The sequence below is a fragment of the Bacteroides sp. 14(A) genome, assembly GCF_000526555.1.
Lineage (GTDB): Bacteria > Bacteroidota > Bacteroidia > Bacteroidales > Bacteroidaceae > Bacteroides > Bacteroides cellulosilyticus.
Map to the genome: position 1 here is coordinate 56,979 of NZ_JAGH01000005.1, position 16,518 is coordinate 73,496.

Consider the following 16,518-nt stretch of genomic DNA (forward strand, 5'->3'; position numbering starts at 1 on the left):
AAAGCAAAGTTTCATCGGATGGAACAAAGAGTTTCAAGCAATGAAACCCTTTGTTTCAAGGGATGAAACTCCTGGTTCCAAAGCATGAAACTCTCAGTTTCACCGGGTGAAACTGAAAGAAACTCGTGGTATGCTCAATCAGTAAACGGGAAATACTTTATTATGAATAAGTTTTTAGAAGAAATACAGGAACAACCGGAAGCATTGAAACAGACTTTCTGCTATTACCGTTCGGAAGAAGGGAAGAAAAGCTTGAAGACTGTCTGTGCCTTATGGAAATCCGGTGAATATGACAGGATCGTATTTACCGGCATGGGAAGTTCCTACTTTATATCGCAGGCAGCTGCGACAATGATCTCATCTGCTTCCATACCCGCTTCTGCGATTAATGCCGGAGAATTGCTTCATTTTCAATCTCCTTCGTTGACGGAACGCACTTTGCTGATTGCCGTTTCACAGTCGGGTGAAAGCTATGAAGTGATTGAATTGCTTAAAAAGCAGCGTCGGTTGCCAATAACGGTGATCGGAATCACGAACGAATCCGGAAGTTCTTTGGCTGTAATGGCTACTCATTGCCTGCTGTGCAAGGCAGGCAAAGAAGAGATGACCTCCACGAAAACTTTTATTACAACCTATCTGGCGGTTTATCTGCTCGCAGAATCCCTGAAGAGGCATGAAGTGAATGAGGAGGCTTTAGACGGAATAATCCGTGAAGTTGAACGTCAGCTGGCGGAAAGAGATACGTATTTATCTCGTTCGCTCACTTTCCTGAAGGGACATTCGTTTGTGCAAGTGATAGGCAGGGGAACGGTTTTCGCTGCCGTTGCCCAAACTGCCCTGATGTTTATGGAAGCCACCAAAATTCCCGCTTCCGCCTTATTGGGCGGGGAGTTTCGGCACGGTCCCTTGGAAATGGTAGGACCTGATTTTATCTGCATTGTTTATGCTCATTCACAATCCGGCGCTTATCATCCAAGTATCAGACTTGTGGAGGATGTGTTGAGTTTTAAAGGTAAAGTGATTCTCATATCGGATGCGGCTTCCGGCATTGAAAGTCCGGACTTGCTGGAAGTGCACGTTCGTTGTGAGCGTTCTGACTTATTTGCCATTCCATCCATTATTCCCGTGCAGCTGATGGTAAATGCGTGGGCGGAGGAAATGAAATTAGTGCCCGGTAGTTTTACGCATGGTGCAAAGGTTACCGCAATAGAATAACAGAAATTATGAGAAACATATTATTTATCCTGCTACTTTGCAATGTCATGTTGCTGAAAGCCCAATCTCTGGAACTGGAGCATTGGAGAATTATAAACTCATCCGAGATAGCCGATGCGGATGCCAAGGTTTCGCAACCATCCTATCCAACAACCGGGTGGTATCAGGCTACAGTTCCCACTACTGTGCTGAATGCTTTGGTGAAAGAGAATGTATATCCCGACCCGCGTATCGGACTCAATAATTATTTAATCCCCGATGTTTCGGACGAGTTCAATGCCCGGATGGATCTGGCTAAATATAACTATCTGAAGAGTGGAAGAAACCCTTGGCAGGACCCTTATTGGTATCGTACGGAAATCACTCTGCCCAAATCTTATAAAGGTAAGAAAGTATGGCTGACCCTTTACGGCATTAACTATCGGGCGGACGTCTGGGTTAATGGCCGGCTTGTAGCCGATAAAAATGATATTGTGGGAATGTTCCGCCGTTTCAAGCTCGATATTACGGACTATGCCCTTCCTGGAGCGAACAATTGTGTTGCTGTGAAGATATATCAGGTGGATCATCCGGGTGTTCCTACTCCGGGTACCCAGCTGAAAGTGTTCGGCCCTGTGCGTGGACATTCTTATGACATTTTTAAGGATGAGACTTTAAAGATATCCGGTGGATGGGACTGTGCTCCGGTGGTAAGAGACCGGAATATGGGTATCTATCAGAAGGTAACGATAGAGGCTACCGATGAAGTCGTGATCGAGAATCCTTTCATTGTTACTACTTTACCCAAACAGGATACTTCGCTGGCGGATGTGAACATCAAACTGGAGGTAAAGAATACCTCAGGAAAAGCGATAGAGGGAAAAGTGAATGCTTTGATTACCCTGGTAAACGATGTGCAGTTCCCCACCTATACCAAACACATGGAAGGTTATCTGAAGCCTATAAAGATTACAAAGAAAGTTAGCCTGGGTGCAGGTGAAAAGAAAGTCGTGGAACTGACTTCCGAAGATTTCCCTTCCCTGTTGATAAAGAATCCTTACCTGTGGTATCCCAACGGATATGGTGAACAATATCTGCATCACATCAAGTTGTCATATAATACAGGTGGAAAAGTATCCGATACAAAAGAGTTCGACTTTGGCATCCGTGAAGTTGAGGTTGGGCTGAACAGAGTTGAGGTTGACGGGGACAAAGCTGAGGTTGAGTACGGCCGTGTCTACTATGTGAATGGCAAAAGAGTGTTCTGCAAAGGCGGCTGGATTCAGCCGGACATTCTGCTGGAGGAATCGGATAAGCGTATTTATGATGAGGCACGCCTGATGGCGGAGGCTAACATCAACCTGATAGGCAGTGAAGATATGCCTTCTCCTTCCGAAACGTGGTTTGAGAGTTTTGATAAGTACGGCCTTATGTGGTGGCATGTTTTCTATCAATGCTATCGCATGACTCCCGGCACTGAAACCGAAAACAATCCCCTGGATCATAATCTGGCGATTGCTTGTGTGGAAGATATGATGCTTCGGTATCGTAACCACCCTTCCATTATTTCGTGGGTAGGCGTCAATGAAGTATTGATGAATGAAAACTTATACAGGCTGACGAAAGAGAAAGTGAAGAGCCTTGATACTACACGTATATACATCCCTACCACCAGTTACCACTGGGATGTGGATGCTCTGACTCCCTATCTGAAGGAAGACCTGCCCACCGGAACCACGGATGACGGTGCACCCGACTATAACTGGGCGCCTTCCTCTTACTTCTTCGATAAAGTACGTGAGGTTTATTTGCAGATGTTCCGTAATGAATTGGGTATGCCTTCGGTGCCGATGTACAACAGTCTCCGGAAATTCATTCCTACCGCAGAGAGTACAGCCAATGTAAACAGCCCCATCTTCCCGTTGGATAGCATTTGGGCGGAACATGGCGCCTGGGATGTGAGTAATTATTGCTACCGTTCTTATGACAATGCCATCCGCACGATGTTTGGTGATCCGAAGACAGCGAAAGAATATGCCGATAATGCCCAGTTCCTGAGTGCTGACGGTTATCGTGCTATGTTTGAGGCAGCCAATCATCGGATGTGGGATATAACTTCCGGCGTGATGATCTGGAAGATTAATTCCTGCTGGCCCGATGTGTGCTGGCAGATTTATGACTGGTATCTGGCGCCGAACGCTTCTTACTATTTTGCAAGGAAAGCGATGGAGCCGGTACACGTACAGTTGAACGCCAATGATTTTAAGATATCGGTCATTAATGCGTCCCACCGGGTGCTGGATGATGTAAAGGTGACGGCGAAAGTAATCAATAATGATATGAGGGTGGCTTGGCAACATTCTCAGCAGCTGACGGTTTCTCCCGATTGCTATAAAGAGATTATTACAGTGCCTCAGCATGGCAAGTATTCTTATAACTACTTTGTGAAGCTGGAACTTCACGATAAAGCAGGAAAGCTGTTGTCGGAGAATTTATATTGGTTCTACTCACAGCACATGGACTTTTTCTGGTTTACTTCTATGGAAAAACCGGAATTGAAGAAAGAGGTTAAAGTAAGCAAAGAGGAAGGAGAATATGTTTTTTCTATTTGTTTGAAGAACGAATCTGCCCGATTATCACACTTCAACCACCTGACTTTGCAGGATGCCCGGGGAGAGGAGATTAATCCGGTGTTCTGGAGTGATAACTTCATTACACTCTTTCCGGGAGATGAGAAGGTGATAACAGCCCGTGTAGCAGTATCGGATGCAGGGGGCGTTGCTCCTACGTTCGTTCTGTCACGGTGATACATACATGCATTTATTTATTTAAAATATAGTACCATGAAGAAAATTATAGTAATTGGCAGTTCCAATATAGATATGGTGGTGAGGACCTCTCATCTGCCGGCTCCCGGTGAAACCATTCTGGGTGGTGAATTCTTTATGAACCAGGGCGGTAAAGGAGCCAATCAGGCAGTTGCAGTGAAAAGGCTGGGTGGTAATCTGATCTTTGTAGCGAAGTTGGGGAATGATATACTGGGACAGCAGTCAGTGGATTATTTCAAGAAAGAGGGAATAGATACAAAATATATCACTCTTGATGAAAACTCTGCTTCCGGAGTTGCTTTGATCAGTGTGGACGATCATGCGGAGAATAGTATAGTGGTAGCTTCCGGAGCCAATATGTTGCTGAACGAGCAGGATGTGGATAAAGTTGTGGAGGAAATGTGCGAAGGAGACATCTTGTTGATGCAACTGGAAATTCCGATTCAAACGGTGGAATATGCTGCCAGGAGAGCTTTTGAAAAAGGGGTGAAGGTAGTCTTGAATCCGGCCCCTGCCCGGAGCCTTCCGAAAGAGTTACTCAGATACTTGTTTATGATTACTCCCAACCGGATTGAAGCTGAAATGCTTACCGGTATAAAGATTGTGAATGATGCTGATGCGGAACGGGTTGCAAAAGAAATCAGTGCGATGGGAGTACGGAATATAATTGTAACCTTGGGTTCGAAGGGATGCTTGGTGAGAGAAGGCGATACTTCATATTGTGTGGATGCTTTTAAAGTGGAACCTGTTGATACAACGGCTGCCGGTGATACTTTCAATGGTGCTTTATGTGTGGGACTGGCAGAAGGCATGAACTTGAGGCAAGCTGCTGTAATGGCTTCTAAAGCTTCATCTGTTGCCGTGACAAGAATGGGAGCGCAGTCTTCTATTCCTCATCGTAAAGAACTGGACCTGAATGAATAAATTAACCTCTAAAAATACCGATTATGTTTATAGTTGAAAGTTACGGATTGGCAGTGGCGTTGTGCTGGGTTACGATGCTTTGCTGGGGATCGTGGGGAAATACTCAGAAGTTGGCGGCAAAGACCTGGCGTTATGAGTTGTTCTATTGGGATTACGTGATTGGCATCGTTCTTTTCTCTCTGATCTGGGGATTGACTTTAGGCAGCACGGGAGAGGCCGGGCGAGGATTTATACAGGACTTGTTGCAAGTGAGTCCGGAGAACTTCTGGAGTGCTTTCCTGGGTGGTGTGATATTCAATGCTTCTAATATTCTGCTATCGGCTTCTATGTCATTGGCAGGGATGTCGGTTGCTTTTCCTGTAGGGGTGGGGCTGGCATTGGTGCTGGGTGTATTTGTCAATTATTTCAGTGTTCCGAAGGGAGATCCCGTCATTCTTTTCCTGGGCGTTTTCCTGATTGTGCTGGCTATTATCTTTAATGGAATAGCATCCGGAAAAGTTTCCAAGGCATCCGGTCAGAGCACCCGTAAGAAAGGTATCCTGGTTGCTGTATGCGCCGGTATCCTGATGGCGTTCTTTTACCGTTTTGTGGCGGCAGCTATGGACCTGGAAAATCTGGAAGCACCCACAGCAGGCATGATGACTCCTTATTCTGCTTTGTTCGTGTTTGCAATAGGTATCTTTATCAGTAATTTCCTGTTCAATACACTGGTGATGAAGAAACCTTTTATGGGAGAACCTGTGTCCTACAGCCAGTATTTCAAAGGAAACTTCAATACGCATCTGGTGGGTGTGTTGGGCGGTATAATCTGGGCATTGGGAACTGCTTGCAGCTATATCGCTGCCGGAAAAGCCGGTGCGGCTATTTCCTATGCACTAGGGCAAGGGGCAACGATGGTAGCCGCCTTATGGGGCCTCTTCATCTGGAAAGAGTTTAAGGGGGCATCAAAGTCTACTAATCTGTTGCTTACGCTGATGCTTATTCTTTTTATCTCCGGTTTGGTACTGATTATAGTGTCTGGAGGAAGTTGATAACTTAATTATAGATTTATAAATGTGTACTATGAAGAAGAAATTTCAAATGATAGGATTTGCTCTGTCAGTTTTATTGGTTACGCTGCCGGTAGTTACGGTGGGTGCGGATAATGCCGCTTCCGGCAAGCAGAAAAAAGAGAAAACCACCGAGTCGGCTTTGGGTGTGAAACCTGTTACAGGTAGCTGGATCAATCTGGCATACAAGGATGTACGTAATAAATATACGAATCCTCAGAGCTTCGATAATATGGACCCGAAATTGTGGGAGGCTAAAGTACGTGAATTGTCGGCTATGGGTATCGAATATCTGGTATTAATGGAGGTTGCCAATGAAGGAAAATCTTATTATCCTTCGCAAATAATGCCTTGGTGGTATAATAAGGATAAGAAAAGTCCTGTGGATGCTATTCTGGATGAAGCGGCCAAACATAATATGAAGATTTTCATGAGTAGTGGTTGGGCAAAGGATCAGGATGATAATCTGCTTGATCCGGCAATTAAGGAACGGCAGCTCCGGATTATGGAAGAGTTGGCATCCCTTTATAAAAACCACAAGGCCTTTTATGGCTGGTATTTACCGGTAGAAGATTGTCTGTGTCCTATTTTTGCGGAGCATGCGGTGCAGTCGGTAAATACTTTATCAGAGAAGGCTAAAAAATTGGCTCCGGGCAAGAAAACCCTGATTTCTCCTTATGGAATCGGATTGTCAGAATTTGATAATCCGGAATATGAGAAGCAAATGCAAAAACTAAAAGTGGATATCATTGCCTATCAGGATGAAGTGGGGTGTGTACGCGATCAGTTCACACTTCCCCGTCTGAAGAAGAACTGGCAGAGATTGCGTGATATTCATAACCGCCTGAATATTGAAATGTGGGCAAATTGTGAGACTTTCACTTGGGAAGAGGGTACCAATGACCGTACTTCTGCCTTGATTCCGGCTGCTTATCCGAGGCTGCTGTCCCAGCAGGTTGCAGCATCTGCGGCGGGGGTTGATAAGATCATTTCATTTATGTTCTACGGTATCATTGAGGATCCTGAGTCAAAGTACCAACTGGGGCAACCTGTCTGGTCGAACAAAGTGTATACTGACTATATGGACTGGAAGAACGGAAAGGAATATTGGAAACTGATGGAAGCGGCTTTTATGGAGAAATTGGTCAATGGAGCGACTCCGGAAATGATGCTTGGAAAGGCAGGTTTGCAACCGTTACTGGATGGTAAGGTTGCTGAAGAGGACAGTAAGGATGCCCGCTGGGTGAAGTTTGAGGCTGGCTATCATGAATTTGTAGTGGATCTGCAAAAGAAAACCCGTGTTCAGAAAGCTATGTTGCGTATGCTGAATTATAATCCGGAAAAGATAGGTATGCCGGTGAAGACATATCTGTATACTTCAATAGACGGTAAAGAGTATAATCTGTCTTCCATAAAAGACGCCCCTTATTTCCCGAACAACAAGCATGATGCCTGGATTGAAAGCATATTGTTTGACCAACTGGATGAAAATGTACGCTATGTAAAGGTCGCTTTTGAAGCTCCGCAACAGGTATATATAGATGAGTTGTTTATTAATCCGGTCCTGAAATAAAAAGCAAAGTATTATGAATAAAAAGCAAAGTACTATGAAATTTGGAACAAAAGTAATTATCGCATTGGCTCTTTTGGCAAACTTGTGGTTTGTTTCCTCTTGTAATAACGGGCCGAAGCGTGAACTCTGGTTGGATGAAGTTTATAAGGATTCCTGTTTTGTGCAGGATTGGGGAATACCGCAGATAAATCAGTCTGTGGTATGGACTCCGCTTACGGTAAATGGTGTTGTGTATGAACGGGGGATCGGAGCTCATTCCATCAGCCGTATGCTGTATGATTTGGGTGGTAAAGCCGTTTCAGTGAGTGGCTTGGTTGGAGCCGATGATAACAACTTGTACGCCGGTAAATTGCAGTTCAAGATAATCGGAGATAAAAAAGAACTTTGGAAAAGCGGTGTGATGCAGAAGGGCGATCCCGTAAAAGAGTTCAATGTCAACCTCTCCGGTATTGATAAAGTGTTGCTATTGGTGGAAGAATGTGGCGATGGCATTATGTACGACCATGCCGACTGGGTGAATGTGAAGTTTGTGACTCATGGAGAGATTACCCCGATACCTGCCTGGCCGAAGCCTGTAGCTAAGGAGAAGTACATTCTGACACCGGAAGCTCCGGAAACTCCACGGATTAATAATCCTCTGGTATATGGTGCCCGTCCGGGAAATCCGTTCCTGATGACGATTATGGCAAGTGGTAACCGGCCAATGACTTTTGAAGCGTCAGGACTCCCTGCCGGACTGAAATTAGATACTTCCACCGGCTTTATTACGGGAAAGACCGAACTTAGAGGAGATTTCAAAGTGCTTCTGAAAGCCATGAACGAAAAAGGTGTAGCCGAAAAAGAAATTACCTTGAAAATAGGAGACCGGATTGCTCTGACTCCTCCGATGGGATGGAACAGTTGGAATTGCTGGGGACTTTCTGTAGATGATGAGAAAGTGCGCGAGGCTGCCCGCATGATGAATGAAAAGTTGCATGCATACGGATGGACGTATGTGAACATTGATGACGGCTGGGAAGCTGCCGAACGCACCAAGCAGGGAGAGCTGCTCTCTAATGAGAAATTCCCTGATTTTAAAGGCCTGGCTGATTATATTCATTCCCTGGGATTGAAATTCGGTATTTATTCTTCACCGGGACCGACAACATGTGGTGATTACCTGGGCAGTTATCAGCATGAGGAAATAGATGCACGGACTTGGGGCAGATGGGGAGTAGATTATCTCAAATATGATCATTGCGGCTATCATGCGGTTCAGAAGGATTCTGAAGAGAAAACAATCCGGGAACCCTATATTGTTATGCGTGATGCATTGGATAAAGTGAATCGGGATATTGTCTATTGTGTGGGATATGGTGCTCCCAATGTCTGGAACTGGGCAAGGGAAGCAGGAGGTGAACTGTGGCGCACCACCCGTGACATTACCGATGAATGGAATGTTGTGACAGCCATTGGTTGTTTTCAGGATGTTTGTGCTCAGGCTACTGCACCGGGGAACTATAATGATCCCGATATGCTGGTGGTAGGAAAACTGGGTAAGGCTTGGAGAGAGAAGGTTCATGAATCGGCTCTGACTCCTGATGAACAATATTCCCATATCTCTCTATGGTGCATTCTCTCCGCTCCGTTATTGATCGGTTGTGATATGTCCGATATAGATGATTTTACATTGAGTTTACTGACAAATAATGAAGTGATTGCTGTGAATCAGGACCCGTTGGCAGCACCGGCCACAAAATTGCTGACTGACAATGGGCAGATATGGTACAAGAAACTATATGATGGCTCGTATGCAGTAGGATTCTTCCAGATAGATCCTTATTTTATCCTGTGGGATCAGGATGAGGCTGAAACTATCCAGATGAAGACGTATGATTTTGAATTAGCTCTCAAGCAACTGGGAATTACAGGCAAAGTGTCTGTTCGCGATCTGTGGCGGCAAAAAGATTTAGGGGAATACAATGGGGAGTTCCGGACACAGGTTCCCTATCACGGAGTTTCTTTTGTGAAAATTACTCCTGTGGAGTAACGACTACAAACACTGCCATACAACGCATACCGAAACGATGAAAATCATATTATCATGTAATGTTGAACGATTATTAACCAACTACTAATTAATAATTAATATTATGAAAAAGAATTTACTTTTATTTTTTTTGCTGACATTCATTGGCTATGCATGTGATAGCTCAGAAGATACAGCAGAAGCATCATTCACAATTGAGATCTCCGGTGAAAGCAATCCTACTACATTTGATATGGGGCCGGATAAACATTCAGAAACGATTTCCATTAAATCGAATGCCTCTTGGAAAATAGACAAACCGCAAACGGCAGGCTGGCTTTCCATCACTCCGGTAAGTGGAGAAAATGACGGCTCCGTTACTTTCTCGGCTGAAGCCAATGAAACGACTGAAACGCGCGAAAGTATAGTGGATTTCTATATGAATGACAAAAAAATCCATTCTATGACTGTACGGCAGGCACCGCAAGACTTACCCATTAAAGAGAAAACTCTTCTTCTGGATATTATATTCAATAATGATGGGACAGCTACTGATGCATCTCCGATGAAACACACTGTGCAGACATTTGAAGGATCCAGTTTGATGACTTACTATAATGATAGCTATGGCTGTTACGTGGCTCGCTTCAATCATACACCGGGCACGGCTATTAGTTCTGGCTACTATAAGGTAGATTACCAAAGTAATCAGGCATTTAAGGATGCATTGGCAGACGGACACACTTTGGAAGCCCTGTTCATGTATGACTCTGAGCCTCAGACTGGCACTGAGATCAAGATGTTCAGTTCCATGCAAGCCGGTGGTACAGGATTCTTACTGGCTAAAGAAAAAGGAGAAATTACGTTTCTCCCCAACCTGACTTCCGGTGGATGGCAATGGAATCGTAGTGGAGTGGTTCCCGAACGGGGCAAATACTACCATGTGGTAGGTGTATGGGATAAGGAAGCACAGAAAGCTTCTGTCTATGTTAATGGTGAACTGAAAGGTACAATTGATGCCAAGGGAGACTTTAAATTCCCTACCCCTGCTACTTGCCAATGGTTTGGTATCGGTGGAGATGCAGCGGCCGGTTCTGCTGAAGCAGCCTGGAGAGGTGAAATAATTTTGTCACGAATCTATGATGATCCACTTTCAGCAGAGGATGTCACCGGACTATGGGAAAAAGTGAAAGATAAACAATCACAAAATACCATTGACATATCGGACTTGATGTTTTTCGCTAACTTTGAAGTCAAAGCGGGTAGCAAATACAGAATAGTGGGAAAAGGTTTCAAGACGGGAGACAAGGTCAAGATAGAATCGTTGGATAATGCAAAGGAGAGCTTTATCTGTAATACAACTGCCACCGACCGTTATATTGATGCTGAAATACCTTCCGGCTTCGTTTCCGGAAAGTACAGGTTGGTATTGATGCGTGAAAGTGCCCAATACCCGATAGGGATGGCTACACTTACCTCTACTGATAATCCGGTCGGATTTGTCGTTCCGAAAGTGATTGCGCATCGTGGATTCCATACTGCGGACAATAAAGCTTCGGAAAACTCACTTGCATCGTTTATTGCCGCTCAGAAATTGGGTGTATATGGTTCGGAGACCGATTTCTATATCACGAAAGACGATGTTGTAGTCTGTCATCATGATCCCACTATTAATGGGAAAAAGATAGAAGATGTCAATTATGCAGATATCCGGAATGAGCAACTTGCCAATGGTGAAAAGATACCGACACTTGAAGCGTATCTGGAACAACTGAAGGCAAATTCAGAAATGAAATTGATTATAGAAATCAAATCTCACAGTTCTAATGCAAGCCATGACAGAATTGTAAAAACTGTAACTGAAATGGTCAGTGAAAAGGGAGTAGGCGATCAGATCGATTATATCGCATTCAGTTATTATGTATGTCAAAAATTGAATCAGAGTATTCCTTCCGGAACAGTTATCGGATACTTGAACGGTGACAAGGACCCGCAGAGTATGGAAGATGGAATTAATTGCATAGATTATTCTATGAATAGTTTAAGGGCGCATCCGGAATGGATTAAAAATGCACATGAAAAAGGCATGACAGTCAATGTCTGGACCGTTAACTCTCCGCAAGAGATGCTGGATTTCATGGCTATGGGCGTTGATCTCATTACTACTGATTATCCTGACCAACTGAAGGAGATCATAGCCAAGTTCACGGAATAACTATTAGAACGTAAATATCAGAATAAAAGAGAGGGGTACATTTCAGTGCACCCCTCTCTTTGTATTAATTAGACAACTCCGGATTAGCCGCTATCGCTTCTCTCGGAATCTGAATCGTATAGCGTTGGTCATCCTGTTCCAACACATAGGTTCCTCCTTTGAGAACTTTCTCAATACGAGGTCGGGTAGTACGGCGTAAGTCGAACCAACGATGACCTTCGAAAGCGAGTTCACGGGCACGCTCATTCAGAATCTCTTGTATCAAGGCTTTTTTATTCATTGCGTTGACCGCAGTTGCTTTAGCTGCGTAAGCTTCTGGGGTATAGCGTTTCTGCATTAGCTCCAGCAGTCGGATGCGTGCCAGGGACAGTTTGTCCGATTGTGCTGCTGCTTCTGCCGAATTCAGATACATTTCACCTACACGGAAAGAACAACGGAAATCATCTTTTCCACTCTTCTGGCTGAAACGATAGCCATTTTTGTCAGCCGGTTTGAAGTAAGCATCCAGACGCAAATCTCCTTCTCCGTATGAAGACGCTAAAGCTTCGGACAGAACCGCTGCCTGAGTGTAGTTGGAGCTCATGCCGCGTTCCAAGGCTGTAATATTCTCTACGGATTGGTAGTTGTTTGGCAGAATGAACGCTTCGTCATTGAAATCTTCCAGTGTATTCTTTTCTGTAAGAACAGCTTCGGCGGCTTTATACGCATTCTCCCATTGCCCCATATACAAATATACACGGGCGCGCAGAGCTTTTACAGATAGGGTTGTGAAACGATAAGAAAACTTCTGTTCCCAGGATTCCTTATTAATCAGTTTTTCAGCTTCATTGATATCCGAAAGTACAGCCTCGTAAATCTGTGCAACGGTATTTTTCTTCAGAATTTCGTTGATATCGCTGTTCAGCTTCAGTGGCACTGCTTTCGTTTCTAACGCTCCCGGACGGGTATAAGGCTGTCCGTAGAGATTTACCAACAGGAAATGCATGTATGCACGGAGTAGATAACATTCACCGATCAATTGGTCGATGTCCTCTTCGCTTCCTTCATTGATTGAGTTTCGCTCTTCTATGGTATAGTTTGCGGTGAACATGATGCTATAGAAATTCTTCCATTCAAAGGAAGTAGTCTGTCCCGGAGCACTGAAGTCATCCCAACATTCTATTTTACCATAACGGTCCTGTTCCCAACTATCATCTTTTACATACAGTTCATCAGAACGGAAGCAGGCGAGTCCTCTGGCATCGGGAACGTTTTTATATGCTGTGGCAATCAGCGCTCTGTACTCAGCTAAGGTCTGGGGGATCACTTTTCCCGTAGGCTGGATATCCAACATATCGCAAGCAGTCAGCAATACTACACTGCTCATCAATAACATGATATATATCTTTCTCATTGTTGTTACTCTCTATAAAATTAAAAAATCAAGTTCAGGCTTAAGGTCACGGACTTGGGAGCCGGTGTTGCATAAGCATTGGACATGGTTTCCGGATCGAGATAATTTTTGTAGCTTGAGCCGAATACCAATAAGTTGCGTCCCTCTATGGCAACTGTGGCGGAAGTCATTCCCAACGTGCGGCTGAAGTTAGTAGGCAATGTATAGCCCAACCGGATATTTTGTAGTCTCACATAGTTCAGGTCTCTGATCCAAATATCCAGGTTACGGTATATTTCATTCTGATTTGAATACCACATATATTCGTCCAGACGTTCGTTCTGACTCAGCAGAACCGGGAAGATCGTTTCCGTATTTTCCGGAGTCCAACGATTCAGGATATCACGGTTCGTGTTGCGTCCTTTGTCGAAATCAACGATAGAGTAGGTGGGTTGACTGCGTACCTTTCCACCGAAGTCGAAGCTGAAGTTAACACCCAGTTCAAAAGCCTTGTAGGTGAAAGTATTATTGAAACCGCCTGTATAAGGGCAGTCAGCAGTACCAACATACGTGTAAAGTTCACGACGCTCGCGGGCTGTCAGGTCGGTTGCTCCAAATCCCCATTCCTGAAGTTTAAAGAATTCCATGGCCGATACGGCTTTTCCGTCTTTGTCCTGGAACATCGGATAACCTTCTTCATCCAGTCCGGCTGTTTTCAGGGCAAACAAGGCTCCCGCGGGATATCCTTCACGACCCGGTTCTAAGGCATCTTCACGCAGTGCTTCTTTCAGTACCTTATTGTTATTGTATGCGAAGTTGAAGTTAGTGGTCCACATAAAATTCTTGGTGTGGACATTGCGTGTGCTGAGAGCGACTTCGACACCTTGATTTCGCATGCTGGCCCAGTTGACGGTCAACATTTCGAAACCTGTTTCCAGCGGTAACATCTGGGTTCCGATCAAATCTACACCTTTTCTGTAGTAGTAGTCCACACTCAGGTTGATAGCCTGATTCAATACAGCAAAATCGAATCCTGCATTTACGGAATGTGTTTTCTCCCAGCGCAGCTTTTTGTTCGGTGCACCGGAAACGTCAATCATATCTTCTGAACCTCCCGGCAGGATATTTTCAATTCTGTAATTTCCCAAAAGGAAAGGAGAGGTGTTCTTGTCAATGTTTCCCTGCAAACCGTATGATGCACGGACTACCAGGTTGTCTATCCATTTGGCACTTGCCATAAAAGGTTCTTGGGAAATGCGCCACAAACCACTGACTGAATATAATGGCAGATAACGGTACTTCTTGTCTACACCGAAAAGGTCGGAACCATCGAAACGGATACTTCCTCCCAATGTATAGCGGTTCAGTAAAGAATAGGACAGGGTTGAGAAAGCGGACACGTATGCATTCTCCACATGAGCCTTCTCATGTAACTTGAATGCCTGACTTTCTTCCGGGAAGATGATCGGCTTTGTTGTCAGCGTCTTCCGGTCAAATCCATAACCGGCACTGTATAGCTTTTCTTCCCATGTCTTCCGGATTTCCGTTCCTACCATTGCTTCGAACTCATGGATGTCGTTGTAGGTATCGCGATATTCTCCCATCGCTTTCCAAGTGAGTTGGGACAATGAATTTTCATTGGCCTTGTGAAATCCTCCGGCGGGTAGGTAAGTTACGCCATTGCTGCGATGGTTCTTCTTTTCTTTACGCATGGCAAAAGATTCTTCATCGGCAATCTTCTCGATGGATGTTTTGTCAAGTTGTAAACCGAGCTGGGTGGTAAACTTGAACCGGTCGTCAAAACGTAACTCTGCATCAAAAATAGATGAGAGACCATTGATAGTGGTTTCGTTGGTAGTGTTTTTTAGTTCTTCAAAAGGGTTGAATCCAAAGTCCATATCCACATCATTCTCCACGTCAATGTCGTAGTTGTAATTACCGTGTTCGTTGTATGGCGTGAAGTAAGGGTTAGCCAGGCGAGAATAGAATATCGGGTTGGTTAAACCATCCGAATCCGGCAGATAACTTGAATTCTTACGGCGGTTGGCAAACATAGAAGCACCTACTTTCAGAATGCTGTTCACTTTATAACTGGTCTTCATCACTAAGTTCAGACGTTCGGCAGATACATTCGGAACGTTACCATTCTCTTTCATATATCCGAAAGAAGTATAGTAAGTTGCCTTTTCACTACCACCGGAAAGAGACAGGTTATACTCTTGTGTGAATGCGTCGCGGAAAAGGATATCACTCCAGTCTGTGTTTGTTGCCTTCAGTTTATTTATTGCACTTTGAGCGCTGGATGACAAGGCGTTCCACCCTCCGTCTTTGAAATTGTTGAGTTCTCCCAACCCGGAAATAATGCGGTATACCTCGCCTTTGGTTTCCCTGTATGGATAACCGGATGCCAGTAAGTCAAGTTCCAGACCTACCTTCTCTTCTGAGTTCAACAGGTTCAAACGGTCTATATTCAACTTCGGAGAATAGGTCAGTTTAGTGGAGAAGTTAATAACCGGTTTGCCCACTTTACCTTTCTTGGTAGTAATCACGATTACACCATTGGCAGCACGGGCACCGTAAATGGCAGTTGCGGCAGCGTCTTTCAGAACGGTGATATTATCGATGTCGGCAGGATTCAGACCGGCAATAGCGGTTTGACCTATGTTATCGATGTCTTTCAATACTTCCATATTGGGAATGTTCGTTCCTTCCAATGGAATACCGTCCAGCACCCACAAAGGGTCTTGCGTACCATTCAGGGAGGATGTACCGCGAATACGGATTTTGGCAGGAGCACCCGGAGTACCGGAAATGTTGCTTACGGAAAGTCCGGCAATCTGTCCGGCCAATGCTTGGTCTATACTCTTGGTTGCACCCATCATCTGATCCGAGATATCGATCTTCGATACGGCGGCCGTCAACTTACGGCGTTCCACAGTCTGATATCCCGTCACAACTACCGCATCGAGCATGTGGGCGGAAGGTTGGAGAGTAATATCATATTTATTCTTGCCCGGTATGAGCTTTACTTCCAGCACATCATAGCCGACGTAACTACAATAAAAACGGGTAACTCCCTCCGGAATGGAGATGGAGAATTGCCCGTCAATATTAGTAATGACACCAATGGTGGACTGATTATTCCCAACTTTCTTCAAATCATCGGCTGTCACATAGACAGAAGCGCCGATGAGAGGCAAATTATCCTCAGAAGAGATGACTACACCCTCTACCTGCCGGTTTGCGGCAAGGGCGTACGTGAACGTTCCTATTAGTAATAGGAATGCGACAGATAAGCGTCTTTTCATCCGTTAAAATAATAAAATTAATACTTAAATTGAAAACTGTTTTTTAG

Annotated in this window: 9 protein-coding genes; 7 read left to right on the forward strand and 2 right to left on the reverse strand. The window is 44.6% G+C overall.

What is annotated here, in order from left to right:
• The first annotated feature begins 162 nt into the window (after positions 1-162).
• The 7 genes from K429_RS0122940 to K429_RS29550 all read left to right on the forward strand — a co-directional run bounded on the left by K429_RS0122940 (position 163) and on the right by K429_RS29550 (position 11,791).
• Positions 163-1,215, forward strand: a complete 1,053-nt coding sequence (locus K429_RS0122940; protein ID WP_029328220.1) for an SIS domain-containing protein — start codon at positions 163-165, stop codon at positions 1,213-1,215.
• Positions 1,216-1,223: 8 nt separating this feature from the next.
• Positions 1,224-4,001 (forward strand): glycoside hydrolase family 2, encoded by a 2,778-nt coding sequence (locus K429_RS0122945; protein WP_029328221.1) that lies wholly within the window; start codon positions 1,224-1,226, stop codon positions 3,999-4,001.
• Positions 4,002-4,037: 36 nt separating this feature from the next.
• Complete coding sequence (gene rbsK / locus K429_RS0122950; protein WP_029328222.1) at positions 4,038-4,946, forward strand: ribokinase; 909 nt, start codon at positions 4,038-4,040, stop codon at positions 4,944-4,946.
• 23 nt (positions 4,947-4,969) lie between these two features.
• On the forward strand, positions 4,970-5,977 hold the full coding sequence (locus K429_RS0122955; RefSeq protein ID WP_007213478.1) for a GRP family sugar transporter: 1,008 nt from the start codon (positions 4,970-4,972) through the stop codon (positions 5,975-5,977).
• Between the two features lie 31 nt (positions 5,978-6,008).
• Complete coding sequence (locus K429_RS0122960) at positions 6,009-7,568, forward strand: DUF4434 domain-containing protein (protein WP_029328223.1); 1,560 nt, start codon at positions 6,009-6,011, stop codon at positions 7,566-7,568.
• Between the two features lie 34 nt (positions 7,569-7,602).
• On the forward strand, positions 7,603-9,597 hold the full coding sequence (locus K429_RS0122965) for an NPCBM/NEW2 domain-containing protein (protein ID WP_029328224.1): 1,995 nt from the start codon (positions 7,603-7,605) through the stop codon (positions 9,595-9,597).
• A gap of 103 nt (positions 9,598-9,700) precedes the next feature.
• Entirely contained in the window at positions 9,701-11,791 is a 2,091-nt protein-coding gene (locus tag K429_RS29550) for a glycerophosphodiester phosphodiesterase family protein (RefSeq protein WP_022209459.1), read from the forward strand.
• A gap of 64 nt (positions 11,792-11,855) precedes the next feature.
• Here K429_RS29550 and K429_RS0122975 read toward each other — a convergent pair whose 3' ends face one another.
• Together K429_RS0122975 and K429_RS0122980 are read right to left on the reverse strand one after the other, a co-directional pair.
• The gene (locus K429_RS0122975) at positions 11,856-13,184 is read right to left on the reverse strand and encodes a RagB/SusD family nutrient uptake outer membrane protein (protein WP_029328225.1); all 1,329 of its coding nucleotides are present in this window, start codon (positions 13,182-13,184) and stop codon (positions 11,856-11,858) included.
• A gap of 20 nt (positions 13,185-13,204) precedes the next feature.
• Positions 13,205-16,471: a SusC/RagA family TonB-linked outer membrane protein gene (locus K429_RS0122980; protein WP_022209457.1), complete on the reverse strand. Its 3,267-nt coding sequence runs from the start codon at positions 16,469-16,471 to the stop codon at positions 13,205-13,207.
• Positions 16,472-16,518 lie beyond the last annotated feature (47 nt).